This window comes from Sphingomonas azotifigens NBRC 15497 (assembly GCF_002091475.1).
In the GTDB taxonomy this organism is placed as follows: Bacteria; Pseudomonadota; Alphaproteobacteria; order Sphingomonadales; family Sphingomonadaceae; genus Sphingomonas; species Sphingomonas azotifigens.
This window is the reverse complement of sequence record NZ_BCTR01000002.1, coordinates 15787-42134: the sequence shown is the minus strand read 5'-3', so window position 1 is coordinate 42134 and position 26348 is coordinate 15787. Positions and strand designations below refer to the sequence as shown.

The following is a 26348-nucleotide window of genomic DNA, read 5'->3' as shown; positions in this document are numbered from 1 at the left end:
TGCCATCGTCCGTTCGTAGAACACCTTGACTGACCGGCCTGACGGTCATCGCCGCCGCCTCACGTCCGGAGACGATCGCCTGGGTGGAGCAGATGGGGGTGCATCATGTGATCGACCACCATAAGCCGCAGGACGAGGAACTTGCCCGGATCGGCCATCCGGAAGTCAACTATGTCGCCGGCCTCACCGCCTCGGACCGCTACCTGCCGCTGTTCCCCAAGATCGTCGCGGCGCAGGGGCATATCGCGCTTATCGATAATCCCGCGCACTTCGACATCGTGCCGCTGAAACGCAAGTCGATCACCCTTGCCTGGGAGTTGATGTTCACCAGCGCGATGTTCCACACCCCCGACATGATCGAGCAGCACCGCCTGCTGGAGGAAGTGGCACACCTCGTCGACGCGGGCGTGCTGCGGACGACGTTGCGGGAACGGATGGCGGGTATCGATGCGGCCAACCTGAAGCAGGTGCATGCGTTGCTGGAAAGCGACCGCGCCATTGGCAAAACCGTATTGGAAGCGCTGTGATCAGCGCGATTGCCAGCTTAGCACTAGCTTGGCGGAATTGCGGGATGTGGTGGTGACGGCGACCTTCCGCAGTGCGGCCAGCGCACCCGACGCCAGGGTCGATACATAGTGCTGCGATATTGAAGACATATTGCGACGAAAGGGTCGCTTAGCGATTACGGAATTGATATCGCAAGAACTTAAGCTTTGTGAGGCGCTCAAAAAGCGGCTAAATATTGTTATTTGTAGAAATAAACCGCGAAGTGGAAGCTGCGCGGCAAACGTTGGCAGTGTTGATTTCCAGGAACCTCCATGCCGGATGCAATTATATTGGCGGCATCCCAACCCGTCATTTCTCTTTTAAGTTGTCGATCGACGGGATTTATGTAAAAATATTATTTCAGATGAAGAATCGGATGTCGCGTGCGACGTCCCTGTGTAGCCTAACCAGTTAGGTCGGTTAAACAATTTCATCCGAACTCAATAGTCGCTTAAGTTATTTCGGCATCTCTCTGGCTCCAGAGGTCCTTGCATGCTCAACGACCCCCGAACCGATCGCAGCTATGTGGCGCTGGCGCTCGATGCTCTATCCAGTGCCCAGACCAGCGCCGCGGCCGGAGCGCTGTTTACAGCAACAACGGCGGTGTCGGTCGATGCCTGGATCCGGTTCAACGGCCTGCCTGCCAATACCGTGGCGATCGGACAGGCGGGGGTGTTCGCCTTCGGCAGTCAAGGGCCCTCGGTCTATTTCCAATTCAACAATCTGCCGATCGTATTGTCCGATCCGACTCAGGACAAACTTCAGGACGATAGCTGGCACTACATCTGCATGACCTTCGACGGAGCCATGGTTCGGCTCTATATCGATGGAAAGTTCAATACCGGCCAAAGCTGCATGGGACAGGTCGCCACGAGCACCAACCCCGTCACGATCGGTCAGGGCGTCCAGGGCCTCATCCGTCGGCTGCGGATATACAATACGTCGCTGAACGCGGACACCGTGCTGAACAACATGTTCGGCCCGCCTGTGGCCGGAACCCTGGCGGCGGATTTTGATTTCAGCGTCAATCCAGCCATGGATCGCGGACCCTCAGCCTATCCGATCACCCTTCAGGCCAATGCCGCCGCCATCAAGGTGTCGCCGGCCGCCTCTCTGGGAACAGTCGGCTTCATCAGGCCGATGGGCGAGAAATCCATCAACCCCGGCGGCGGACAGGTCGATCCCTACACCGTTCAGACCTGGGTCTTTGTTTCGTCCGCGCTCAACCCGGTGCAGGCGCTGTTCGTCAACAGCGACCTCATGCTGGACACCGGGGTCGCCGTTTATCTTCAGTACGACACGACGGTCTCCGCCTTCCGCGCCGTGTCGCAGCGCGGGTCCGACGGTGACAGCGGCCAGGTGCTGACCTCGTCCGGCGTGGTCCAGGTGGGGGTCTGGACCAATATCGCGACAACATTCGACGGCACCACCTTGTCGCTCTACATAAATGGTGTTCTGGACAGCACCAGGGCCTGTCCGCCCATTCCGCTGTACAGCCAGTTCAGCGACCTTCTGATCGGCGCAGCGATCGCCCAGGGCATCCCGTCCGGCGCCACGACCCTGCAGGGCTTTCTGCGCGAGGTTGATGTCTGGTCCACGGCGCTGAGCGCGGCCGATATCCTGACCAACATGAACATGCCGCCAGACGTCACCTCGACGAATCTCTCGGCGGCCTATGTCTTCACCAATGCGCCCGCCCGCAACCAGGCTAACGGTCATCCGATCGGCCTTGCGGAGGGCGCGGTGTTGGCCGGGCAACTGGGACCGGCACCGGTCACCTCTCCACAGGATCTCGTTGGGGAGGAAGCTCCTCCGCCACCGATGGGGCTCGATCCGGAGATGATGGCGGCGCTTCGGGCGGAATTGGATTTTTCGGATCTGCATAAGAGGCACTGCGCCGACTTCGACGACGCCATGGCGCGCGACATCGAAGCCTTCGACAACCCGAAAGACAGGGCGCTGATCGAGGCCGCCTGGATGGAGGCGCGTCGCAAACTGGCCGAGGAGCCGACGGCTCTGCCGTTCCTGGTGATGCACCATGTCATCGATGGCGAACGCCTGATCGTCGTGCATCGACCGAGCGGCTCCTACGTCGCCTACCGGGCGGATGCCGCCGCGATGGACGACTGCACGATGTGGAAAGTGCGTCTGATCTTCACGATCATCGGAGGTGCGCTGGACGCCTTCACCGGGGTCGGCAGCACGCTCGGCGACAAAGCGATCGTGCTGATCGGCAGGGCGCTGACCATACCTCGCGTCGCTGCCCAGCTGGCCTCCGGCGTGAGGATGACGGCTACGGGCGTCTTTACGATCTTGGGGGTGCTGTATTCGGCGGGGCTGTTGAGGCCGCTGATCCTGCTGCTCATCGACGTCGGTTTCTGGACCCTGATCCGGGTCATTGCCAACATGCTGCTCATCGCGGCCGGCGTTGGAACCGCCAGAGTCATCGCCTCGCTTGCGGCGACCGTTGTCACCTTTGTGAAAATCTATCTGGAGAAGCCGGCGACCTGCGACCCTCTGCCGGTGGTGGCCCTGGCCAGCCTCGCCTTCGACTACGATCCCACGGGCGCGTCGGTGGACGGGCTGACGATCCGGCGCAATTTCGGCACGGACGTTCCCGTGCCCGAATGGGTGCCGGGACGGGTTTCGGCAAAGGATGCGCCCTGCGCCTATGCGATCGCGAGTATCGCCGGCAAAACCCCCACCGTGCAGGTCGTGGTCAACATTCCCGCCGCGACGACCCATACGGTCAAGATCCAGGCGACCGGCGGCGGCATCCTGGGGGCCATAGATCCCATCGCCGTGACCTTCAAGGGAACCACGGCGACCCTCATCGTGCCGCTGTCGAACCATACCCTGGCGAACGGCGGCGTTCAGCTTCAGGACGTGACGTGGACATGGCAGTATCAGGTGGATGACGGGTCGTGGGCGAACATGGCCACGACCCGTCACCGGGTCTATGTGATCCTGAGCCTTCCCAACCAGCCCTGGCAACAGGGTGCAGTGCGCAGCAACCAGCAACTGCCCTGGACCGACCTGCTCGACTACGCTTGCACCTGGGCCAGGGGGGCAACGACCACCGATCTGGTCCTCAGCAAGGTCACCACCCAGGTCAATTCGGGCATTGGCCTGAAGTACGATCTGGTCGCCGGCGCCTCCTTCTATACCGGCCCGAGCGCGGGCGTTTCCAGATTCCTGTGCGGACTGTTCCTCGACTATCTCACCACGGGCGGCGGGAACGGCAAGACGGTCAACTGCACCGACTGCGCCACCATCGTCACCACCTTCTCCAATGTCCTGGGCGCGAACGTCTTCGCCTCGATGATGTTCAATACCGCCGATCCCGCCACCGGATTCACCTGCAATCAGATCCTCGCCATCGGGTACACGACCTGGGCGGTTCCTTTCCCGCACGGCATCGGCGGGTTCAGCTATCACGAGGTGCCCTGGACCGGGCTCGCATCCTATTCCGACCCGCTCTACGACGCCTGCCTCCAGTACGACACGGGCCCCGATCCGTGGGGGACGGGGACGCATACGGCGGGATTGCCGGTAAAGGTGCCATTCTCGACCCTCGGTGCGAGCCCGACGCCGTTCGTTCCCATACCGACCCCCTTTACCGCGATCAGCTACCGGGAACGCCTCGCCGCAAATACGTCAGCGGGCATAGCTCGATGCATTCCATATGGCCCCAATCTCAACACCAACTCCGGCCGTCGGCCGGTGGCATAGGGAGGCGGATCCTTGACAAGCAACGTCTTGCTCGACGGCGCCAAGAAACGCTTCGGTTTCGAAACCTGGCCGCGCCGGGTCGGCGCAGAGGCCGAACCCCGCACGCGAGGGCTGGCCCTGACCGTCGCGGACGGGATCGGGGCCTGGGTTCTGGAGCGACGCCTTCCCTACGGGGATGGCGGCTACGCCGACTACTATCAGGAAACCGGAAGACCGCAGCACAGGGTCATGATCCGCGTGACGGAACACGCAGATCACGATGAGGCTCTGCAGGTCCTGCTCGAACTTCTGTCGATGTCGATGGCGGTAAGCCTGCCCCGGTTCAAAGAGCGCGGCGGCGGTATCGGAGACATTGCCTTCACCGGCCATGACGACCTGATCAGTGTCCTGTTCTTCGTCCGTCACAACGTCCTGATCGATCTGCGCAGCATCGGAGACGAACCGGTGTCGGTGCGATCGTTCGCCGATGTCGTGGACGGTCAGATTCTCGCCGCCGCTTCCTAGCGCTCAACCATTCCAGCCGCTCACAGGAGACCAGCCATGCTTGTCCTGACCCGCAATACCGCCAGCTTGACCATGTACAACGACCTCTATGTCAGAGACAATTTCAGCGACACGGGTCTCTTCCCATCGACCGGAAATCCCTGCCAGTCTCCTGATATCATTCCAGTACAGAACGGGACCCTCACCTGGGCGACCGCGAACTCGACCTACAGCGGGCCCGATCAGGGCAAGTCGATCATCAACGGCGGCGTCAATAACATCTATGTCCGGGCCAAGAACCTCAACACGGTGGCGGGCGCGGGCACGGCCAGCCTCTACTACGCCAATGCGTCGCTGTTTCTGCGGCCCTCGACCTGGACCCAGATCAACAGCGCAGGCGGGGTGGGCTTGCTCCCGCTGGTGGACGGCACGGGCAACACCAATATCGCGGCCGGCGGGGTCGCCATCAGCAGCCCGTCATTCCTCCTCACCGGCCTTCCGCCCGGACCGCACTATTGTTTGATCACCGTGCTCCAGACGGCCGCCCATCCGGTCCAGATCCCCGCTACGTTCCCGTCGAACGCAGCTTTTGCGGTCTGGGTTCAGAACAACCCTTCCGTGGGTTGGCGCAACATCAGCTACCAATCGAACGCTTCGACGCAACTGGTCCGCACCTTCAGCTTCGCGAGCATCAACCCTGTTTCCGCCTATTTCCATTTCCGTGTTCTCGGCCGTGGGTTCGTGACGGGCACCGCCGTCAACGCCCAGTGCACGGACCAGACCTGCCCGATCAATCAAAACATGACGCTGCCGGCCCCTGATGTGAACGGCAACCAGATCACGGGTTTTGACGCCATTGTGCCGGCGAATTTCAGCGGCAACCTGGTCGTCACCGCGACTTCGCCTTCGGGAGGGTTTCCGGTGGGGGCTACCTTGACGGTGACCTATTATCAGTACCCGTCGCTGAGCGACGACGTTGAGATGTCGGCCGCCGGTCCGTTCGAGATCGCGCGGGAGACTGAAACTGGGACCATGGCGGTCGCAGCCATGCTTTTCCAGATTGGTGAATGCACCATCGTCGTGACCAGCGGCGCCAAGGAAGGCGAAGAGTAATACCAACCTGCCCGGAAAGAACCTATCTTCGTCCTCCACATCGTCACCCCGGCGAAAGCCGGGGTCCATTGCGGTCTCGCTATCGGCGTTTGCTGAGACCGAGAGGCGAATGGATCCCGGCTTTCGCCGGGATGACGGGGATAGGCTGGAGGCGTCGGTATCAACCAGCTTGGTATTAGATCGGCAAAGTTTCCCCGTCTGCGGGGATCAGCAGGCGCTGCGCGTACCCGTCTCGCCTGGAGAAAGCACGAAGATCGGCGCGGCTGAGAATGCAGTGGTTCACGGCTTCCATGTGACTCGCAATCAGCATCGCATTCGGCGCGGCGCGATGTACGGCAAGGACGTCCGTCGGGCCCATGATGATCGGATCCAGTCCGATCACGGTCGCCATGCCGGCGTTCAGGACGATGACATCGGGGGCGTAGGTGGCAATGGCGCGCTCGACCTCGCGGTTCCAGATCGTGTCGCCGGCGACGTACAGCGTCTTGTGCGCCGGGTGGCGCAGGACGAAGCCGCTGACCGGGCCGAGGATCTGCGGTAACGCCTTCAGGTCGGCGTCGGTGCCATGCTGCCCGCCCGTGCGGCTCAGGCGCACGCCGCGATACTCGGTGCTTTCGGTCAGAATACGGACGTCTGCGAAGCCTGCCGAGCGGAGCTGGGCAGCATCGCTGGCGTTCTGCGCGAAGATCGGGAGCGCCTTGTTCAGCTTATCCTTCGCCGCCTCGTCCCAATGATCGGGGTGCAGGTGCGTGACGATGACCGCATCGACGTCGAGGATCGAAGCAAGCGGTATGGGCAGCGGCACAAGCGGATTGCGCCGCTGGCTGTTTGCCGTCCCCTCGAAGCCCGGATAGGCGTCCTTGTCCGCCAGCACCGGGTCGACGAGGAAGCGGACGCCGCCATACTCGATTCGCAAGGTGGCATTGCGGATCTGGGTAAGGCTGGCGCTTGCCGCCGGGCGCGCGATGGCGGCACCGATCGACACCGGTGCGGCGAACAGCGTCGAGGCAAGTATCGTGGCGCCGGCCAGCGTTATCGCCTGGCGACGGTCGAGTGCGGTGGGCGTGTCGGATGAATCGGCCATTCTGCCATCTCCTTCAACTATATTGGATCGACCGTCCGGCGAGGCACCGTTCTCGCAGCGGGCCGCCTAGTTGGCCGCGGCAGCCGCCGCCTCGATGAACGCGGCGACATCCTTCGGGTGGGACAGCATGACGGCGTGGCTGCTGTTGATCTCGGTCAGCTTGGCCTTGGCGCGGGTCGCCATGAAGCGCTGGGTCGTCGGCGAGACCATATGGTCCTGTGTCGTCAGCATCCAGCGGACCGGCTTGTCGTGCCATGCCGCCGTGGTCAGCTTGGTCTGCACCGCGGCCAGGCCCCAGGGAACCTGCGCCACCGCCATGAAGCCGGTGATCGCAATATCGACATCCGCCGCGAAGGCGGTCGGGAATTTGGCCGGGTCGACGATGATGAACCCGTTGTCCGGCGGCAGCAGCGGCGGGCCGGCTTCGCCCGGCACCGGCCGGGTCGCCAGTTCGAACACCGATTCCCCGGCATCGGGGGCGAGCGCCGCGATATAGGCGAGGCTCTTCACCTTGGGATCCGCGCCCGCTTCGGTGATGACCGCGCCGCCATAGCTGTGGCCGACCAGCACCACCGGCTTGCTTGCCTTTGCGATAACCTGGCGCGTGGCCGCGACGTCCCCGTCGAGCGTGACCGTCGGGTTCTGGACGACCAGCACCTCATAGCCGTCCTTGGTCAGGATGTCGTAGACCGGCTTCCAGCCCGAGGCATCGACGAATGCGCCATGCACCAGCACGATCGAGATGGGCTTGGTCGGGGTGCGGGGCTGGGCGGCAGCGGCAGCGGTGGTGGCCATGGCGAGGAGCACTCCTGCAATAAGATGTTTCATCGACGTCACTCCAGGTTGATCGGGGGGCGCGCTCGCTGCCGGGTGCTCGCGTACGCACCTGGGCCGAAGCGCGCGCATCGCCGCGGTTTCAGATCGTGTTCGGCCGGTGGTCAGGCATGGCCGAGCTTGTGATCCAGCGCCGCGATGAGGGCCGTGGCGATCGGGTGGTCCGAGCGTGGGTTCTGGCCGGTGATCAACTCGCGATCCTCGATGACATAGGGCTCGAAGTCCGGGCCCGTGTCTACGACTGCACCCGCCAGCCCGAGCGCATAGGGCATGTCGAAATAGATCCTGGCGTGGAGGATCGTGTCCTCGATCACCTTCTCCTCGGACTTCTGGAACACGGTCATCCGATAGCCGGCATATTGCCAGCCCCTGGACCATTCCTTCGCCTTGGCATGGTCGCCCGCGATCAGCGCGGCGCGAAACTCGCGCGCGTAGGGCATGGCGGCGGTCGCGGAGATCGGGCCGTGACAGAGCATCGCCGTCGGCTTCTGGTGCGTATGGAAATGGCGCAGGATTTCGCCGAGCTCCTGGTCCTGCATCAGGTCGACGATCGGGGCCTGGCCGCCAGGGATGAAGACCCCGTCATAGGTTTCGATACCCTCGTCGAGGATCGAACGGAGCGTACGGCCCTGCATCGACGGGTCGTCGATCCAGAACAGCTTGGCGTGCTCATAGGCCTGCACGTCGCCCCCGAAGTGCGCGGGCGAGTCCGACGCCTTATCCATCGTCGGCGGGGCGCCATTGGGCGTCGCGAGCACGACGTCGTAGCCGGCATCGATGAGCGCCAGCATCGGGACCACGGTCTCGTTCAGATAATTGCCGGTGTCTCCCCAATATCCGCCTTGGGTTTCGATGCGGTTCGCATTGGAACCGATGACGACGACCTTGCCTTTGCGCATCCTGTCCTCCCTGGCCTAGATCGGCCCAGCAGCAGTACAGGGGTATCTAAGCCCATTGATCTTCCAGGAGGCGTCAATTGCGGTAATGTCGCGTTAAGGGAGGGTAGGTCGCTTCCAGGACTGCGTTTCGCGACACTCTCCGGATTTGACCCGGCTTAACTGCGGTCCGGAAACGATCTGCGCTACCTAGCCTGCGCCCGGCACAACCCGTCTGGCGGCACGCTGCATCAAGAAATTGCACCGCAGCCGAAGAGGAAGCGAGATGACCAACAACGTGAAGACCATCGCCGTGCTGACGGCGCGTCCGGGCAGGGAGGCGGAATTGCGGACGCTGCTCGAAGACATGGTGGAACCGAGCCGGGCGGAGCCGGGCAATCTGCGCTACGACCTGTGGGCAGATCAGGCCGAGCCGGGAATCTTCGTCCTCGACGAGCTCTATGTTGACGCCGCGGCGCGGGAGGCGCACCGCGCGACGCCGCACTTCCAGCACTATCTGGCGACCATCACACAATTGGCCGACCGCACGGCGTTCAGCCTCGAACCGCGCATCGTCGCCTGACCAGGAGGGATTCGATCATGGCCCTCAAGGATATCCTGCCCGGCACGCTCGGCTAAAGCTGAAGCGGGGATAGACATGCTTGTGCAACGGCAAAGCGGCGCCCGGACCGATGCGGTAGCTCGTGACCACGGTCACGATCTGCCCTTCGGGCATCGCGATCGGCTTGCCCGATGTCCTCAGCGTCGTGCGCCCGATTTCCCGGGTGCGCACCAAGGACGATCCCGCCCGATCGCTCGCTGCCGCAAGCGTTAGGGCGCCGTCGCTGGCGCAAGTGATGCCGCTAGAAGCTGGAAAACTCGACGGTGGTGCAAGGCTCTCCCTTCCGCAACGAGGTTCGATCCAAGTGCCGGGGTCTCGACGCCTGTCGCGTTACCTGGGGTAAAAGCCGGTGTCGGGGCGATCGCCATCCATCTTGTCGCAGTCTCCGCGCTGCCTCGCAGCGCACCGGCGGATATGCGGCCGATCAGCCTAAGCGGCTCGGCCATTGGCAGAATTTCAATTGGATAGGGCGGGGAGCCCGATCCGGCGCTTCAACTGCTCCCTCGATGCCCGCAACGCGACCCTTGCCGCATCCTCGTCGAGGGTGCGGGCCAGGGTCATTGCGCCGACCATCTCGGCCAGGACGGAGGCGGCCAAGGACTCGGGGTCAGGCGAACCAAACGCCGTCAGGCTTGCGGCCAATGCGGCGCGAAACGCCTGGATGCCTTCCGAGAAGCGCTGCCGGGCGGCGGCCGGCATCCGGCTTGCTTCGCCTCCCAGACTGGGAAGCGGGCAGCCACCATCGGTGCGCTTCCGTGTTTCGTCCGACAGATAATAGTCGATGAGCTCTGACAGGCCCTTGGCCGCGGCATTCTCCGCAAGATGGCGCTTCAGTAGGAAGTCGCTGTCCTGGAACATGCGATCCACCGCATGCGCCACCAGGTCGTCGCGATTCTCGAAATGGGCGTAAAAGCCGCCATGCGTCAGCCCGGCGCGCTTCATCAGCGCGGCGACGCCGATGCCATCGGCGCCTTTCTCGCGCATCGCCTTGGCCGCCTCGTCGAGGATGCGGGCGCGCGTGCGCTCCTTGGGGGTAGTTGCTTCGCTCATCCGCTCCTCGTCTGCCATCCTCCGCCCAATGCACGAACCGCCGCGACGGATGCGCGGGCGGCCTCGGCGCGGGCCGCGGCGAGGCGATCGGTCGCCTCCAGCAGCGCGCGGTCCGCGTCGAGCACGTCGACCAGCGACAGCGCACCGCCCGCATAGCCCTGCCGCGCCTGGTCGCGCGAGCGGATGAGCGATGCGACCTGTTGTTCGCGCAAGGTAATTTCGGTCCGTGTTTCGGCAAGGCGGACGATGGCGGTTTCCACCTCTTCGGTGGCCCTTAGCACCGCGCCGCGAAACTGCGCCAGTGCCTCGGCCTCTTGGCCGCGGGCCTGCGCTACCTCGGCATCGACGCGGCCGAAGTCGAACAGGCGCCAGCGCAGCCCCGCGCCGCCGCTCGCCTGCAGGCCGGCGCTGGTGAACAGGCTGCCCGTGCCGATGCTGGCGAAGCCGAGCAGCCCGTTCAGCGCGAGGTGCGGGTAATAATCGGCGAGCGCCGCGCCCGTCCGCGCATTGCTGGCGGCAACCCGGCGTTCGGCGGCGGCAAGATCGGGGCGGCGGCGCATGAGGTCGCTGGGGATGGCGCTGCCGCCGGGATCGGGCGCGTCGGGGACCGCCTGCGCGGTCGCGAGGTGCAGCGGGTCCGATCCCGCCTGGCGCCCGGTCAGCACGTCGAGGCGGTGGATCTGGCCGGCGATGGCAGCACGGAGCGGGGCGAGACTGGCCTCGATCCCGGCGCTTTCGCCCAGCACGCGGTGCAGTTCGCGCTCGGCGACCAGCCCCTGTTCGGCCTGCTGGCGGACCAGCGCGGCGAGCTTGCGTTCGGTCTCCAGCTGCTGTGCGACGACGGCGTATCGCGCCTGCAGCCCGCGAAGCTGGAGATAGGCGTCCGCCGTTTCCGCCGCGATGCTCAGCCGCACCGCGTCGGCGCCTGCGGCAGCGGCGGTAAGGTCCGCACGGGCCGCCTCGCGCCCGCGACGCAGGCCGCCGAACAGGTCGAGCTCCCAGGATGCCTGCGGCCCGACCGTGTAGAGCGAAAAGTCGCGCGGCAGGTCGAGGCGGTTCGCCACCGCGCCGACCGGCGTGCGCAGCGACTGTCGGGTGCGGTCGACCGAGGCGGCGAGATCGAGCCGGGGCAGCAGGGCAGCGCCGGCGGCACCGGCGGCGGCGCGGGCCTGGTCGACCCGCGCGGCGGCGGCCGCGACGTCGAGATTCTGCGCCAGCGCAGTTTCCACCAGCGTGTCGAGAACGGGGTCGCCGAAGCAGCGCCACCACTGCGCGTCGGGCGCGGCGATGGGCACCGGGGCATGATAGGCGGCGGACAGCGCCACTCCGGGGCGGGTATAGTCCCGGCCGGCGGCGCAGCCGGACAGTGCCGAGACGGCGAGCAGGGCAGGGGCAAGGCGCATGGCGCGGTCTCCTCAGTGCGCCGCATCCGGCGGGGGCGGGGCGGCATTGGCGGGCGGGCGGCAGAAGGGCACCATCACCAGCGCCGCGAGGAACATCCAGGCGAGCAGGCGGAACACGTCGTCGAACGCGATCGTCAGCGCCTCGCGGCCCACCAGCCGGGCGAACAGGCCCTGCGCCATGCTCATCGCCTCGCGTGGATCGGGCGCGACCTGGCCGAGGCGGCGCGCGATCGTCGCCACCGCATCGGTCGCGGCACCGGGATGGCTGCCGAGCGCCTCGCCCAGCCGCGTCGAGGCGATGCGGGCCTGGTCGCGCAGCAGCGTGTTGACGACGGCGATGCCGATCGCCCCGCCCAGATTGCGCATCAGGTTGAACAGGCCCGAGGCATAGCGCAGCTCGGTCGGCGCGAAGCCCGCCAGGGCCATGTTGACGCTGGGGACGATGCACAGCATCAGCGCCAGCCCGCGCACCGCCTGGGGCAGGAAGAACTCCCAGAAGCCCCAGTCGCTGGTCATGCCGGAGGTAAGCCACAGGCTCCAGGCGAACAGCGACAGGCCGACGGTGATCATCCAGCGCATGTCCACCCGCTGGCTCAGATAGGCGCTGATCACCACACTGAGCAGTTGGGTAACGCCGACGACGAACACCGTGGTGCCGATCTGGAGCGCGTCATAGCCACGGATCCGGGCGAGATAGACCGGCACCAGATAGATGGCCGAATACATGCCGATGCCGATCACGAAGTTGAAGATGCAGGCGAAGGCAAAGGTCGGGCGACGGAAGGGCTGCAGCCGCACCAGCGGGTTGGTCGAGCGGAACGAGCGTTCGAGGAACAGCACGAACGCCACCGCCGAGCACCAGGCCGCGACGGCGATGCCCGGATCGCCCAGCCAGTCGTTTCGCGGGCCTTCCTCCAGCACATATTCGAGCCCGGCCAGGAACACCGCCATCGCGACGAAATGGCTCCAGTCGATCCGCGCGAACATCGACGGCGTCGCGCGGTCGATGCGCAGGATCTGCGCGGCGAGCAGCGTCACGATCACGCCGGGCACGATGTTGATGAAGAACAGCCAGCGCCAGTCGAGCGCCTGGGTGATCGCGCCGCCCGCGCTGGGGCCGAGCGTCGGCGCCAGCACGCTCACCGTGCCGAGGATGGCGGGGATCAGCGCGCGCTGCTTGCCGGAGAAGATGGTGAAGCCGACGGCGAAGACCAGGGGCACCATCGCGCCGCCGGTAAAGCCCTGCAGCGCGCGGAAGGCGATCATCGATTCCATGTTCCACGACAGCCCGCACATCAGGCTGGAGAAGGTGAACATGCCGGCCGACAGGACGAACAGCCACCGCGTCGACATCGCCCCGGCGAGATAGCCGGAGAGCGGAATCATCACGAGCTCGGCCATCAGATAGGCGGTCTGCACCCAGCTGACTTCGTCCGGCCCGGCGGCGAGCCCTGCCTGCACGTCGCTGAGCGACGCGGAGACGATCTGGATGTCGAACAGCGCCATGAACTGGCCGAAGGCCATCACGCCGAAGATCAGGAACTTGCGCGCGGTCGGCATCGCCGACGGGTTCGCCGACCAGTCCTGACTCAGTGCCTGCAACCACCCGGCCAACGCGCTTCCTTTCGAACCAGCAAAATTGGGACTCGACATATGATGAACGTCATATAATATGATGATCGTCATATAGGCAAGGCATTTCGGCAAGGAGGCGCCCAGTGAGCGCGGAACCGATCGGGGAACAGGTGGTGGAACTGCGGCGACCGGTCGATGCGAGCGGGCCGGCGGAAACGTCCTCGACGGCGGCAGCTCCGCGCCGTCGCCTGCCCGGCAGGCGCGTGATCCTCGTGTCCGCGCTGGCACTGGCGGTTGCGGGCGGCGGCGCGCTGTGGATCACGGCGCGGCCTTCCGTCGAGGCGACCGACGACGCCTATGTCGCGGCCGACTCGACCACCGTTGCGCCCAAGGTCCGCGGGCTGGTCGGCGCGGTGTATGTGCGCGACAACCAGGTCGTGCGTGCCGGCGATCCGCTGGTACGGATCGACCCGGAGGAGTTCGACGCCAAGGCGGCGAGCGCGCGCGCCGATCTCGCCGATGCCGATGCCAACATCGCTGCGGCACGCGCTGCGCTTACCAGCCTGGATGCGGAACAGCGACTCGCCGCCGCCCAGGTGACCGCCGCGCGCACGGCGATCCGCTCGACCGCCGCCGAGGCGGCGCGCGCGGCAGCCGATGGCCGCCGCTACGATGCGCTGGTCGCGACCGGCGCGGTCGCCGCCCGCGATGCCGAGACCTACCGCACCAAGGCCGTGAGTGGCGCGCAGGAGGCGGCGAAGGCGCAGGCCCTGCTCGCCGTGTCGGAGCAGCAGGCGGCGGTCACCGCGACGCGGCGCCCCGGCCTGCTGGCCGCGCTCGAACAGGCCCAGGCGGCGCGGTTGCGCGCTGTCGCCGCGCTCGATTTGGCGCGGCAGGACCAGGGGCATGCGCTGATCCGCGCGGCGGTGAACGGCGTGGTGGGCAACCGGCAGGTGCGGGTCGGGGACTATGTCCAGCCCGGCTCGCGGCTGCTCTCGCTGGTGCCGATGCACGCGCTGTACGTCACCGCCAATTTCAAGGAGACGCAGACCCGCGACATGCGCCCCGGCCAGCCCGCGACGATCCGCGTCGACGCGCTCGACCATCCGCTGACCGGCCATGTCGAAAGCTTCGCGCCGGGCACCGGCGCCAGCTTCTCGCTGCTGCCCTTCGAGCCCGGCACCGGCAATTTCACCAAGATCGTCCAGCGCGTGCCGGTGCGCATCCGCTTCGACCCCGGACAGGCCATCGACCAGGCGCTGCGCCCCGGCCTGTCCGTCACCGCCAAGGTGCGGCTGTCCCACTGACCCCGCTTCAAACAAGGAGAAAACTAATGTCCCAAGGAACTGCGCTCATCACCGGCGCCTCGACTGGCATCGGCGCGATCTATGCCGATCGCCTCGCCCATCGCGGCTATGACCTCGTCCTCGTCGCGCGCGATGTCGCCCGGCTCGATGCGCTCGCCACGCGCCTCCGCGCCGAGGCCGGTGTGCGCGTCGACGTGCTGGCTGCCGATCTCAGCGATCGCGCGCAGCTGGCCAAGGTCGAAGCGCGGATCGCCGAGGACGAGACGCTGACCCTGCTCGTCAACAATGCCGGCATTTCGCTCGAGGGCACGCTGATTGACACGCCGACGGCGACGATCGAGCGGCTGATCGCGATCAACGTGACCGCGCCGACGCTGCTGGCCGGTGCCGCGGTGCGGGCGTTCGCGCAACGCGGCAAGGGCGGCATCATCAACCTGTCGTCGGTGCTGGCGCTCGCGCCCGAGATGTTCGACGGTACCTATAGCGCCACCAAGGCCTTCCTGCTCAACCTCAGCCAGGGCCTCGCCAAGGAAGTCGGCGACAAGGGCATCCGCGTCCAGGCGGTGCTGCCGGGCGCGACCCGAACCGAAATCTGGGCGCGCTCGGGCAAGGACGTCGATTCCTTCCCGGCGGAATGGGTGATGGACGCGGGCGATCTGGTCGACGCCGCGCTGCTCGGCTTCGATCGCGGCGAGACCGTCACCATCCCGCCGCTGGCGGACGAAAGCAAATGGCAGGCGATGCAGGCGGCGCGGCTCGCCATGGCCTCCGAGCTTTCCCGCCGCGAGGTGGCACCGCGCTACCGCGCCGCTGCGGAGACCGTCGCGGCGTGACCCAGGGATCGCAGCGGCGGGGTCGTGAAACCGAGCGGCCGACCGCTGCCAGCGTTCAGAATTTGATGGTGGAGTAGAGGCAATGGCGCGGGATATCGTGATCTGCGAGCCGGTACGCACGGCGATCGGCAGCTATGGCGGTTCGTTGAAGGACGTGCCCGCGACCGAGCTTGGCGCCGCCGTCGTCCGCGAGGCGCTGCGCCGCACGGGGCTCGATGCGGCACGGGTCGGCTCGGTCGTGTTGGGCAACGTGATCCAGGCTGGCAACCGCATGAACCCTACCCGCCAGGCGGCGATCGGCGGCGGCCTGCCGGTCGGCGTTCCGGCGCTGACCGTCAACCGGGTCTGCGGATCGGGCTCGCGCCGGTGCCGGCGGTGGCGGAGGCGCTGGAACGGGCGGGCGGTTCAGAAAGTCCCGCCCGTTTAGCGGTAGACGCACCGTCAATGGTCGAATGCGTGGATATCGCGAAGCGCTCGCGGATCGGACCATTCCGCCCGCATCCTCTCGAAGAAAAACCTAAAGCTACCGATTTCCACCAGGACCGTGCTCTGGCCTCCGGGGCATAAAGTCGAAACATATCCAGCGGAGACAAGGACTAGTCACGCATTCTTTACGACCGAGAAGTCCATACCTTCGCACCCGTCATCTGCTTGATCGATACGGTCGTGTTCTGATCCGATCGATGTCCCTACGCCTTAGATTGTATTTGGAAATTATTCGTCGTAGGTTGCCGGGACTCGGATCCGGGGGGGGAAGGGCTTTGGCGAAAACAGCCTTGGAATCTGTTGCAGGGGTTATTGCACGGATGACCGCGCGTTTTGCGCCATGGCACAAGTGGCCATTCCTGATACAGTTGATCACGCTATTCGGTACGCGCGTGAACATGCGGTGGTCCAATCTATTCGATACCTATCCGCTACAGCGACCCAAGGCACCCGAGCCGGATCCGGGTGTGGACTTCATGACGGCGCGAACCGCCGACGGAAGCCACAACGACCTTGGTGATCCTGCGATGGGCATGGCCGGCGTTCGCTTCGGACGCAATTTTCCGATCAATGCGACGTTCGGCTGCGAGGGCGCGGCGTTACTGGAGCCGAACCCGCGCACGATCAGCAATCAGTTGCTGGCCCGTCGCGACTTCGTGCCCGTACCGCATCTTAACGTGCTCATTTCGGGCTGGCTCCAGTTCATGGTGCATGACTGGATGAGCCACGGGAAGAACACGACGGAAAATCCGTATGAACTACCCCTGGAGGCAGGGGACGACTGGCCGCAAGGCTCGCCGATGCGGGTGCTGCGCGGCGTTCCCGACGCAGCACAGCCGGGAGATGAGGGACGCCCCGCCACCTACACCAATACCGAGACCCATTGGTGGGACGGCTCGCAAATCTATGGATCGAGCCTCCGCCGGCAGAAGCTGATCCGCACCGACCCGGAAACGGGGGAGTTCCTTGCGGACGGCAAGCTCGGGCTGCGGGGCAAGGGGCACCTCCCGATCTGCCCGGCCAAGGAAGATATCGGCGACGTCGAAGGCGCGCGCTTCGCCGGGCAGGAGTTGGCGGGCATCAGCGGCAATTGGTGGGTCGGCCTGTCGGTGTTCCAGACCCTGTTCGCCCGCGAGCACAACGCCATCGTCGACCGGCTGAAGGCCGACTATCCGCAGGCGTCCGGCGAGTGGCTCTTCCAGAAGGCGCGGCTGGTGAATGCGGCGCTGATCGCCAAGATCCATACGACAGAATGGACGCCGGCGCTGATGAACTCGCCGACGGGTCGCCTGATCATGCGGACCAACTGGTGGGGACTTGCCGGTGAGCATTTCACCCGCGGCTTCGGGCGGTTCGACGACAATGAAGAGAATTCGGGCATCATGGGATCGGAAACCGACCATCATGCCGCGCCCTTCTCGATGACGGAAGAATTCGTCGCCTGCTACCGGATGCATTCGCTCATTCCGGATGAATTTTCGTTCCGCCGCGCGCAGGACGATGTCGAACTGCTGAAGACCGACATGGCCGGCGTCTCGCATGGCCGGGTCTCGTCGCTCCACGACCGGATCGACTTTGACGACATTGTCTATTCGCTGGCCACCAGCCATCCGGGCGCGCTGGTCCTGCACAACTATCCCAATTTCCTGCGCCAGCTCCCTGCCAACGAAACCGGGGGAGTCTATAATGACATCGCCGCGATCGACATTCTGCGCGACCGCGAACGGGGGATCCCGCGCTACTGCGCGTTCCGGCGGATGATGGGCATGTCCGCACCCCGAACGTTCGATGAGCTCTCCACCAACAAGCAATGGTGCCGCGAGGTTGCCGCCATCTACGACCATGTCGAGCATGTCGATTTGCTGATAGGCACGCTGTGCGAGAGCAACGGCGGCACGCCCGTCGGCTTCGGCTTCTCCGATACGGTGTTCCACATCTTCATTCTGATGGCGTCGCGCCGACTGAAGAGCGATCGCTTCTACACCACCGATTTCCGGCCCGAGGTCTATACGCCCGCAGGCTTCAGCTATATCGCCGACAACAGCCTGCGCACCGTGCTGGAACGCCACTGCCCGAGCCTTATTCCCGCCTTTGCGGAGACGCGGAACCCATTCTTCCCCTGGGCGCGCGGTGCGGCATGAGGCTGACGATCCCCGGCCTGGTCGACCTGCTCAGCATCGATGATGCGGAAACGATTGCGCGCGTCGTCGACGATCCGCGCATGGATCGCGTCTATATGCGCCGCGGCCCCCTACTCAACCGGATGGTGTTCGGGGGCGTACGGCGAGCGCTGCAGCTCGGCGGCAACCCGTTTCCGCCGGTCTCGCCTCGCAACGATCCCGAGCGCCAGGCGCTGCAGGCCGCAACCGAGGCCAAGTTCACCGCGCTGGCCGGTCAGGTCGCGACGCAGGACCTGAGGCCGCTGGCCGCCTTTGTCCGCGGCGAGGGCCGGGTCCGTGATGCCGGGATCCTGCTGCAGAATATTGTGGGTCGGCAATTCGACCCCGATTATGCGGCGGACGCTCGCAGCTGGGCGGCGGCTCGCATCCTCGACGCGGCCCCGCGCAATTTCAATCCGCTGCGGGCGCTGGTCTGGAAGCTGACGGGGCGCGTAGCGCGCGCCCGCGAAGAACTGGGCAGCCGTGTCGGCGGGAGCCCGGTCGGCGTGCACGCGACCGGTATCGCCATCCACAACATGGTTGCCGCGCTGCGACGCATGCGGGCCCTGTGGGCCGACCGAGAACAGGCGGCTCTGCTCTCGACCAGCGCGGCGGTGGCGCGGGTGATGGTCGCCCCCAAACAGGTGTTGCGGCAGCCAACCGCCGCCGGCCTGTCCGCCGCTGGCGGGTTTGGACCGAACACGCTCGTCCTGCTCAAGCTGGACGCCGCTTTTGCCGCCAATCCGAATATGGGCTCGGCCCTGATGCGCGGGCATTGGTGCCAGTGCCCGGCCCATAGCTGGGTTCCCGCTCTCTACGCCGCGATCTGGGAGGCTGCGTAATGGATGCGAACGGCCGAGAGGTGATTTTTTCACCGCTGCGTTTCCGCAACCTGGAAGTGAAGAACCGTATCTTCCGCTCGAGCATCTCCGGACGCTTCGACAATGAGGACGGCTCCATCACGCAGACCCGGATCAACTGGGAGTCGAAGTTTGCGGCCGGCGGCGTCGGGGCGATCATTTCCTCCTACGTCCCTGTAATGATGGAGGGGCGCATCATCGCGGGTTACGGGACGGTGCACCGCGATGCGTATATCCCGCTCTGGCAGAAGCTGGGCGAGGCGGTGCATGCGCACGGTGCCAAGTTCATCATGCAGCTCAGCCACTCTGGGCGCCAGCTCGACCTGCCGGGCATTCACAACAAGCACCGCATCGCCCGCAGCGCGACGAGCACCCGCGAGCCGATCAACGGCGTGCCCTGCCAAGCGATGGACAAGGCCGAGATCGCGCAGGTGGTGAAAGCCTTTGCCGACGGCGCCTGGCGCGCGCGCGAGGCGGGGCTGGACGGGTGCGAACTACACTCCGCCAATGGCTATCTGTTCACCCAGTTCCTCAGTTCGGGGATCAACGACCGCACCGACGAATATGGCGGCAGCCTGCAGAACCGCGCCCGCTTCCTGTTGGAGGTGATCGACGCGATCCGCCACCGTGTCGGCCGTGACTTCCATCTGCAGGTGAAGCTGGGCGGAGTCGATCACAACAACGTCATGCCGTGGGACAAGGTCGGCAACAGGATCGAGGACGCGGTGCAGATCGCCAAATGGTGCGAAGCCGCCGGCGTCGATGCGATCCATGTGTCGAGCGGGTCCTCCTTTCCCCACCCGCTCAACCCGCCGGGCGATTTCCCGCTCGACGTGTTGTCGACCACCTATGACACGATGATCACGTCGGGGGACTTCGGCCTCCGCAACTATCTGATGTTTCGATACAAGTTGCTGCGCCCGATCTTCCACTGGATCTGGTTCCGCTTGAAGAAGGGCCATCCGGTCGAGGGCATCAGCCTGGAGGACGCGCGGCTGATCAAGCAGTCGGTATCGATCCCGGTGATCGTCACGGGCGGGTTCCAGCACGCCTCGGTGATCACCGACGCGATCCACAGCGGTGCTTGCGACGGCGTATCGATCGCGCGCTCACTGATCGCGAACAACGATCTGGTGAAGATCTGGGAACAGGGCGCCGACCAGCCGGAACGCCCCTGCACCTATTGCAATCGTTGCCTGGTCAATGCGCCCAAGAACCCGCTCGGCTGCTACGAGGTGGACCGGTACGACGGTGACTATGACCGCATGATCCAGACGATCATGTCGATCTACTCCACCCACGCCGATCTCAAAATCCCCGCGGAAGAAGGCTTGCTAACGCGATGAGCACCCCCAGCCTTACCGACACGCTCTCCCGTGGCTATACCGGCATCGCAGCAGAGCGGGCGCGCATCACCTTTGGCGTCGTGCTTGGCGCCATCCTCATCGTCGAGGCTGCGGCGGCGCTCGCGCTCCTGATCGAGCCTCGCAACCTGGCCTATCTGCTCGGCTTCGACGCCACGGGGGCGCTCCCGCTGGTGCGTCTTGCGGGCTTGCTGTTGCTGCTGAACCTGCTGTTCCTGGCGCTGGGTCGCCCCGCGCCTGCGCGCACGAAGCTGATCAACCTGCTCGGCATCGTCGAGCGCGGGGTACTCGCCGTCGCCCTCGCGATACTGGGCGGGCGGTTGCTCTGGCCGGCGGGGTTCGAACTGATCGCGGCGCTGCTGATCGCCAACTTCTATTACCGATATTTTCAGGCCGAGGTGATGAGCCGCCCCTGAGCGGCAGGGAGGGACTGTTCATGGCAACCACGAATGCGCGGAAGCCGGTTCGCTGGCTGTGGATCCTGCTGGGCATCCTCGTCATCCTGGCGCTGGTGGGGCTGTCGATCTTCCGTCAGGTTTCGCGGATCGATCGGCCGGTTACCTACACGAGCGACGCCGACCATTTCCGCTACGGCTCGATCTCGAGCGACGTGAATGGCATCCCCTATTGGATCTGGGCGACGATGCCGGAGGTCTGCAAGGGCTTGCTGCCAGGCGGTTATGCGTCGCTCGGGGTTATCCAGGAGCCGGGCAAGCCCACCCCGATCGGCTTCTCGATGCGCCGCGTGGGACCGCTCGACCAGGTCGGCCCCAATTGCGCGCTGTGCCATTCGACCACGGTCCGCGCTTCGCCCGAGGCGACGCCTGCGGTCTATCTGGGAGCGCCCGCACAGCAGCTCGACCTGATGGGTTATTTCCGCTTTCTGTTCAACTGCGGGCGCAGTGCATCCTTCACCAAGGAGAAGGTGATCGCGGCGATCGGGCGGCACATCCAGCTCGGCGTGAAGGACCGGCTGATCTACGGCATCGCCGTGCCCCAGGTGCGCAAGGCACTGATCGAGGGCGGCGCACAGTTCGATTCAATCGTCGTCGGCCGCCCCCCTTGGGGGCCAGGGCGGGTTGATACCTTCAATCCGTATAAAGTTCTGGTCTTTCACCAGGACATGACCCAGGACAAGACCATCGGCACCGCCGACTTCATGTCGATCTGGGACCAGAAGTCGCGCGAAGGGCTGTGGCTTCACTGGGACGGCAACAATGATTCGCTCGACGAGCGCAATCTGTCGGCCTCGATCGGTGCGGGCGCGACGCCGATTACGCTTTCGAACAACGTCAACATGGCGGCGATCAACCGCATCAAGGCATGGCTGATGCAGATGCCGGCGCCGCGCTATCCGTTTGCGATCGACCCTGCCAAGATGGCGGCAGGCGCGCCGATCTACAAAGCGCTGTGCGCGTCGTGCCATGAAGCGGGGCAAAAGGGCTTCGGCGCGGTTATTCCGACCAAATACCTACAGACCGACCCCGAACGCCAGCTGGCCTTCGACGACAGCATGGCGGCGAAAATGAACACCATCGGTGCCGGCAAGTCCTGGGCTTTCCATCGTTTCCGCCCGACCCAAGGCTATGCCAGCCATCCGCTCGACGGCATCTGGCTGCGCGCACCCTATCTCCACAACGGCTCGGTGCCGACGCTGAGCGAACTGCTGTCGCCCCCGGGCGAGCGGCGCGCCGTCTTCTACCGGGGCTATGACGTCTATGATCCGCTGCGGGTGGGGTTCGTCTCCGACGTGCCCGCCGCGCATGGCCGGCAGTTCTACCGGTTCGACACACGCGACCGCGGCAACAGCAATGGCGGCCATCTGTACGGAATCGACCTGACGCCGGAGCAGAAGACGGCACTGATCGAATATCTCAAGACACTGTAGAGGGGGCGGAGATGACCGACGCGCGCGGCCTGTTCCGGATCGTGGTCTGGATCGGCGTACTGGTGAACTGGACGTTCGGCGTCTGGGCTGTCTTCTTCGACCCCCATGCGCTGTTGAACGCGCTTCGGCTAGGCGACCAGCAGGATGTGACCTGGCTCTACAATTATTCGATCCTGCTGATGATTCTCAGCCTCTTCTATATCCCGGCGGCAAACGACCCGTTCCGGTACCGCGCCAATGCCTGGTTGCTGATCGTAGGGCGGCTGGTGCCGGCGAGCACCTTCCTGGTCGGGGTCGTGCTGGGCTTCATGCCCGCGGGGTTCCTGGGCCTGATGGCGGGAGACGGGACGATCGGGCTGCTCGAGCTGATCCTGCTGATTCGGATCGTTCGCAGCGGCGAGGCGGGCTGAGCCATGCGACTGCGCCACCGTCTGGGATATGCGGCGGCAGGGCTGCTGGCCCTGCTGATCCTGCTGGCACCGCCCGCATATCGGACCCTGTTTCCGCCGACGCGGGTCTACGCCTCGGATCGCGAGCATTTCCTGTATGGCTCGGTCGGCGTCGAGCCTGTGCAGGGGCTGCCGCTGCGTATCTGGGAGACCATGCCCGGCATCTGCATGCCGACGGACCAGCAGGCAGCCGGCTATCGACGCTTCGGCTTCCTTTGGGAGCCGGGGCACGCCACACCGGTCGGCATGCCGGTGGAGCGCGTCGGGGTAGACCGGATCGGCATCAATTGCGCGCTGTGCCACGCCGGTGAGGTCCGCGGGCCGGACGGGCAGGCAAGGCTGATCGCGGGTGCGCCCAACACCCGCCTCAACCTGCAGGCCTATCTCCGCTTTCTGCAGCGCTGTGCCGCGAGCCCCGCGTTCACACCCGAAGCGGTCTTCACTGAAGCCGAGCGGCTGGGCCATCCGCTCAGCGCGATGGAACGCCTCTTCTATCGACGCATCGTCCTTCCGCAGGTGAAGCAGCAACTGGCGAAGCAGGCCTGGCAGCTGCAGTTCATGGACGATCAGACCGATTGGGGGCCGGGGCGCTCGCCGGGCTTTCAGCCGGCGAAGATCCAGATCCTCGGCCTTCCGTTCGACGGAACGCTCGACATCACCGATTTTCCCGCGCTGTGGAATATGCGTGGCCGCCGCAACGGGCTGCTCCACTGGGACGGCGTCAACAGCGACCTGCACGAGGTGGTGCTCAACTCGGGCATCGGCAACGGCGCGAGCGCTCGCTCGATCGACCGCGCTAGCCTGGACAGGATAGAGCGGTGGCTGATAGATCTTCGGTCGCCGCGCTTCCCATGGCCGGTCAATGCCGCGCTGGCCGCGCAGGGCAAGAGCCTGTTCGCGCAGGAATGCGCCGACTGCCACGCACCAGGCGGCGCCAAGACGGGGCAGGCGATCCCGATCGCCTGGACCGGTACCGATCGCAACCGGCTGGATGCGATGACGCAGGAAACGGTGGACGGTTTTTCGCGGCTCGACATCTATCCCTGGCGCTACCGCCATTTCGCCAAGACCGACGGCTATGTCGCTGCGCCGCTGGACGGCATCTGGGCGCGTGCGCCCTATCTGCACAACGGCTCCGTGCCGACGCTGGACGCACTGCTGCTGCCGCCGAACAGGCGGCCCGTGCGGTTCGGCCGGGGCAGCACGTCCTATGATCCGGTGGCGGGCGGTTTCCGCAGCGATCGCGGCACGCTGTTCGATACGCAGCTGCCCGGCAACGGCAATGGCGGTCATCTCTGGGGTACGGAACGGAGCGATGCGGAGCGGCATGCCTTGGTCGAATATCTGAAGACGCTCTGATCGCGCGCGGGGAGGGGACAGGCGGAATGGGAAAAAGTCCGACCGAAAGGCCCGAGCGTCGCTCCGGCAGCAACCCGCTGTCCCGTTTCCTCCATCGGACCTGGGTTCCCTTGCACGCCCGCTACCTCGACGTCGCGGATCTGCGTTTCATCGTACTGCTGCTCGGCTTCGGTGCCCTGCTCGTTCTGGTCGCGCCGCAAGGGCGAGACGTGATCGCGACCATTTCGGATTCCTGGGCGGAGACAAGCAACTCGCAGACCCAGTGGTGGCTGTTCGTCGCGGCGATCGCCTTTCTCGGTTTCCAGTCCTGGCTCTGGGCAAGGTTCCTGCTGGAGCGCCGCCACGGTTCTCGTCATCATTGGTGCGACGACGGTTTGCTGCTCCAGCTACCGCGTCTGCTGGGAATTTTTCCGTTCATTGTCTGCGCCATCGCCGTTTGGCGCGTTCCGGACGGCCACCATGTCGCGGAACAGGCCGCATTCCTGCTGGTGCTGGGAGCGTTGGCCTATCTCGGTTTCTGGAAGCGTTACCGCCTCGTCGAATGGCTCATCACGTTCCCAAGCGCGGAAAAACTGCTTGCCCAGCCCGTACGCTGGGGCCTGACCACGTTCGAGCTCCTTGTGTTGGGGGGCTCCGTGCTGCTCGCCGCCACGAGCCTCGTTTGGCTCGCCCTCGACCCGGTGACGTTCCCGCTATGGGCGGGATCCGCCGCGCTCGCGTTTATCGGCTTCTCCCTGGTCATCCCCGGCGTGTGCGTACTGATGGCGCTCACCTGGCGCGAGCGGTTTCCCTGGCTCAGCTTCTTCGTGCTTGTCGCGCTGGTGGTGAGCATCTTTAACGACAACCATCAGGTGCGCTTGCTCGACGTCGCGCGCCCAACGCGGCCGACGATCGAGCAGGCCTACCGGCAATGGGCGTTGCAGTTCCGGCCCTCGCCGGGCCAGAAAATGACTCAACCCATCATCCTGGTCTCCGCCGCTGGCGGCGCTTCCCGCGCTGCCTTGTGGACCACCGCCGTTCTCAACGGGCTGGTCGGCGACGGTGCGAGCAGCGATGCTGACATCGCCAGGCGCATTTTCGCCATCACCGCGGTTTCCGGCGGGAGCCTGGGCGCGGTGGAATATGTCGCCTCGCTTAAGGCAGCGGATGGCACCCCGTATCGCGCCGCGCTGAGCAAGGGCCATGCCTCCACCGACTTCCTGGCTCCTGCGATCGGCGGCATGCTCTACACCGATTTCCTCCAGCGCTTCCTGCCGTTTCCGCTCTTCCGCGACCGTGCCTGGAGCATCGAGCGCGGCTTCGAGGACGGCTGGGACCGGCAGTGCAGGCTGCTCGCGATCCAGGGCAACTGCGTCGGGATGCTGAATGCGCCCTTCCTCGACCTGTGGAAGGGCGGCAGCGGCTGGCGGCCGAACCTGTTGCTCGTCGGCGCCATCCAGGAGGACGGGCATCGTATCGTCACGAGCAACATCACCTGGACCACCGAGTCCAGCGGGAGCGAGGACCCGCCCCGGCCGGTGCTGCCCGATACCTATGATTTCCACGACGTGATGGACCGCGAGGTTCGTGCCTCGACCGCGGTCATGAATTCGGCGCGCTTTTCCTGGGTCAGCCCTGCCGGCACGCTGAAAGTCAAGCGGTCCGATCGCGTTGCGGGCCATGTGATCGACGGCGGCTATGTCGAAGCGAGCGGGGTGGAAACCACGCTCGACCTGTTCGACGCCATCGATCGGGCGTGGCGCGTGCTTTGCGACAGGGAGCATATCTGCGTGGAACCGGTCCCGATCTTCGTCACGCTGCGCAATGACGCGATCGTGTATCCGAGCAAAAAGAGCACAAATAGGAAGAAGCGAGAATTCGACAGTCTCGTCTGGGACGCGTGCAGCCTCCACGAGACGCCGTCCGTTAAGGAACCGTCTCTGATCACCGCCGAACGATGGCGCCCCAAAGCGGCAGGCGGGTCGGTCGCGAACGACGTCCTGGCACCGCTACGCGGCATGTTGAACACCCAGGGTGGCCGCGCCGAGATCACGCTGTCCCGGCTCGCGCGGCGGGACGTGGCCAGCGCGACGGCCCAGTGCCCCGCGCCCCGCGAAGTCCGTCTCATCCCCTGCATCGCGGACGACGAACGCCCGTTCGCGATGAGCTGGGCGCTCTCGCAACCGTCTCGCAAGCGGATGTTCGACGAGGTGGACCGGCTCAACCGCCCGCTAGCGCCGGGTGCAACGATCAGCCGGTGCGAACAGGCGCAGCGGGTGGCGTGGCGCCGGCTTCACGACCTAGTGCGGCAGAGCCAGCCCGCGCCATAGCTATGCGCAGGATGGGG

General features: G+C 65.4%; 22 protein-coding genes. 16 read left to right on the top strand and 6 right to left on the bottom strand.

Features of this window, described 5'->3' with window-relative positions:
- The first annotated feature begins 92 nt into the window (after nt 1-92).
- The 4 genes from SAZ01S_RS01570 to SAZ01S_RS01555 all read left to right on the top strand — a co-directional run bounded on the left by SAZ01S_RS01570 (nt 93) and on the right by SAZ01S_RS01555 (nt 5874).
- Nucleotides 93-527: a zinc-binding dehydrogenase gene (locus SAZ01S_RS01570; RefSeq protein ID WP_439951204.1), complete on the top strand. Its 435-nt coding sequence runs from the start codon at nt 93-95 to the stop codon at nt 525-527.
- Nucleotides 528-1038: 511 nt separating this feature from the next.
- Nucleotides 1039-4278, top strand: coding sequence for a LamG domain-containing protein (locus SAZ01S_RS01565; protein ID WP_084579390.1), 3240 nt, complete (start codon nt 1039-1041; stop codon nt 4276-4278).
- 12 nt (nt 4279-4290) lie between these two features.
- Nucleotides 4291-4782, top strand: a complete 492-nt coding sequence (locus SAZ01S_RS01560; protein WP_139809891.1) for a hypothetical protein — start codon at nt 4291-4293, stop codon at nt 4780-4782.
- 36 nt (nt 4783-4818) lie between these two features.
- Nucleotides 4819-5874 carry a hypothetical protein gene (locus tag SAZ01S_RS01555; protein WP_084579386.1) on the top strand — a complete coding sequence of 352 codons (1056 nt, stop codon included), beginning with the start codon at nt 4819-4821 and terminating at the stop codon, nt 5872-5874.
- A 175-nt stretch (nt 5875-6049) separates the two neighbouring features.
- On the opposite strand, the gene SAZ01S_RS01550 is transcribed toward SAZ01S_RS01555, so the two are convergent.
- The 3 genes from SAZ01S_RS01550 to SAZ01S_RS01540 form a co-directional block, all read right to left on the bottom strand.
- A complete protein-coding gene (locus SAZ01S_RS01550) occupies nt 6050-6958 on the bottom strand; it encodes an MBL fold metallo-hydrolase (protein ID WP_084579384.1) in 909 nt (302 codons plus the stop codon).
- Nucleotides 6959-7024: 66 nt separating this feature from the next.
- Nucleotides 7025-7786: an alpha/beta hydrolase gene (locus SAZ01S_RS01545; RefSeq protein WP_084579382.1), complete on the bottom strand. Its 762-nt coding sequence runs from the start codon at nt 7784-7786 to the stop codon at nt 7025-7027.
- A 110-nt stretch (nt 7787-7896) separates the two neighbouring features.
- A complete protein-coding gene (locus SAZ01S_RS01540; RefSeq protein WP_084579380.1) occupies nt 7897-8691 on the bottom strand; it encodes a type 1 glutamine amidotransferase domain-containing protein in 795 nt (264 codons plus the stop codon).
- A 262-nt stretch (nt 8692-8953) separates the two neighbouring features.
- Here SAZ01S_RS01540 and SAZ01S_RS01535 point away from each other — a divergent pair, with 262 nt between their 5' ends.
- On the top strand, nt 8954-9250 hold the full coding sequence (locus tag SAZ01S_RS01535; RefSeq protein ID WP_084579378.1) for a putative quinol monooxygenase: 297 nt from the start codon (nt 8954-8956) through the stop codon (nt 9248-9250).
- 495 nt (nt 9251-9745) lie between these two features.
- On the opposite strand, the gene SAZ01S_RS01530 is transcribed toward SAZ01S_RS01535, so the two are convergent.
- The 3 genes from SAZ01S_RS01530 to SAZ01S_RS01520 are packed head-to-tail and all read right to left on the bottom strand — an operon-like array spanning nt 9746 to nt 13356.
- Nucleotides 9746-10357, bottom strand: a complete 612-nt coding sequence (locus SAZ01S_RS01530) for a TetR/AcrR family transcriptional regulator (protein ID WP_245824496.1) — start codon at nt 10355-10357, stop codon at nt 9746-9748.
- A complete protein-coding gene (locus tag SAZ01S_RS01525; protein ID WP_084579374.1) occupies nt 10336-11742 on the bottom strand; it encodes an efflux transporter outer membrane subunit in 1407 nt (468 codons plus the stop codon). The genes SAZ01S_RS01530 and SAZ01S_RS01525 overlap by 22 nt, the downstream gene beginning before the upstream one ends.
- A gap of 12 nt (nt 11743-11754) precedes the next feature.
- A complete protein-coding gene (locus tag SAZ01S_RS01520; RefSeq protein ID WP_245824494.1) occupies nt 11755-13356 on the bottom strand; it encodes a DHA2 family efflux MFS transporter permease subunit in 1602 nt (533 codons plus the stop codon).
- Nucleotides 13357-13460: 104 nt separating this feature from the next.
- Here SAZ01S_RS01520 and SAZ01S_RS01515 point away from each other — a divergent pair, with 104 nt between their 5' ends.
- The 11 genes from SAZ01S_RS01515 (at nt 13461) to SAZ01S_RS01465 (ending at nt 26331) form a co-directional block, all read left to right on the top strand.
- Nucleotides 13461-14624, top strand: a complete 1164-nt coding sequence (locus tag SAZ01S_RS01515) for an HlyD family secretion protein (RefSeq protein ID WP_084579372.1) — start codon at nt 13461-13463, stop codon at nt 14622-14624.
- 26 nt (nt 14625-14650) lie between these two features.
- Nucleotides 14651-15457: an SDR family NAD(P)-dependent oxidoreductase gene (locus SAZ01S_RS01510; protein ID WP_084579370.1), complete on the top strand. Its 807-nt coding sequence runs from the start codon at nt 14651-14653 to the stop codon at nt 15455-15457.
- Nucleotides 15458-15539: 82 nt separating this feature from the next.
- A complete protein-coding gene (locus SAZ01S_RS01505) occupies nt 15540-15884 on the top strand; it encodes a thiolase family protein (protein WP_139809889.1) in 345 nt (114 codons plus the stop codon).
- 280 nt (nt 15885-16164) lie between these two features.
- Nucleotides 16165-18084 carry a peroxidase family protein gene (locus SAZ01S_RS01500; RefSeq protein WP_218017997.1) on the top strand — a complete coding sequence of 640 codons (1920 nt, stop codon included), beginning with the start codon at nt 16165-16167 and terminating at the stop codon, nt 18082-18084.
- Nucleotides 18081-18944, top strand: coding sequence for a hypothetical protein (locus tag SAZ01S_RS01495; protein ID WP_084579366.1), 864 nt, complete (start codon nt 18081-18083; stop codon nt 18942-18944). Before SAZ01S_RS01500 ends, SAZ01S_RS01495 begins: the two co-directional genes overlap by 4 nt.
- The gene (locus tag SAZ01S_RS01490) at nt 18944-20308 is read left to right on the top strand and encodes an NADH:flavin oxidoreductase (protein WP_084579364.1); all 1365 of its coding nucleotides are present in this window, start codon (nt 18944-18946) and stop codon (nt 20306-20308) included. Before SAZ01S_RS01495 ends, SAZ01S_RS01490 begins: the two co-directional genes overlap by 1 nt.
- Nucleotides 20305-20742, top strand: coding sequence for a hypothetical protein (locus SAZ01S_RS01485; RefSeq protein ID WP_084579362.1), 438 nt, complete (start codon nt 20305-20307; stop codon nt 20740-20742). The genes SAZ01S_RS01490 and SAZ01S_RS01485 overlap by 4 nt, the downstream gene beginning before the upstream one ends.
- Before the next feature lie 20 nt (nt 20743-20762).
- Nucleotides 20763-22214 carry a c-type cytochrome gene (locus SAZ01S_RS01480; RefSeq protein ID WP_084579360.1) on the top strand — a complete coding sequence of 484 codons (1452 nt, stop codon included), beginning with the start codon at nt 20763-20765 and terminating at the stop codon, nt 22212-22214.
- A gap of 11 nt (nt 22215-22225) precedes the next feature.
- Complete coding sequence (locus tag SAZ01S_RS01475; protein WP_084579358.1) at nt 22226-22624, top strand: hypothetical protein; 399 nt, start codon at nt 22226-22228, stop codon at nt 22622-22624.
- A gap of 3 nt (nt 22625-22627) precedes the next feature.
- Nucleotides 22628-24022, top strand: a complete 1395-nt coding sequence (locus tag SAZ01S_RS01470; RefSeq protein WP_084579357.1) for a c-type cytochrome — start codon at nt 22628-22630, stop codon at nt 24020-24022.
- Between the two features lie 26 nt (nt 24023-24048).
- Nucleotides 24049-26331: a hypothetical protein gene (locus SAZ01S_RS01465; protein ID WP_139809888.1), complete on the top strand. Its 2283-nt coding sequence runs from the start codon at nt 24049-24051 to the stop codon at nt 26329-26331.
- Nucleotides 26332-26348 lie beyond the last annotated feature (17 nt).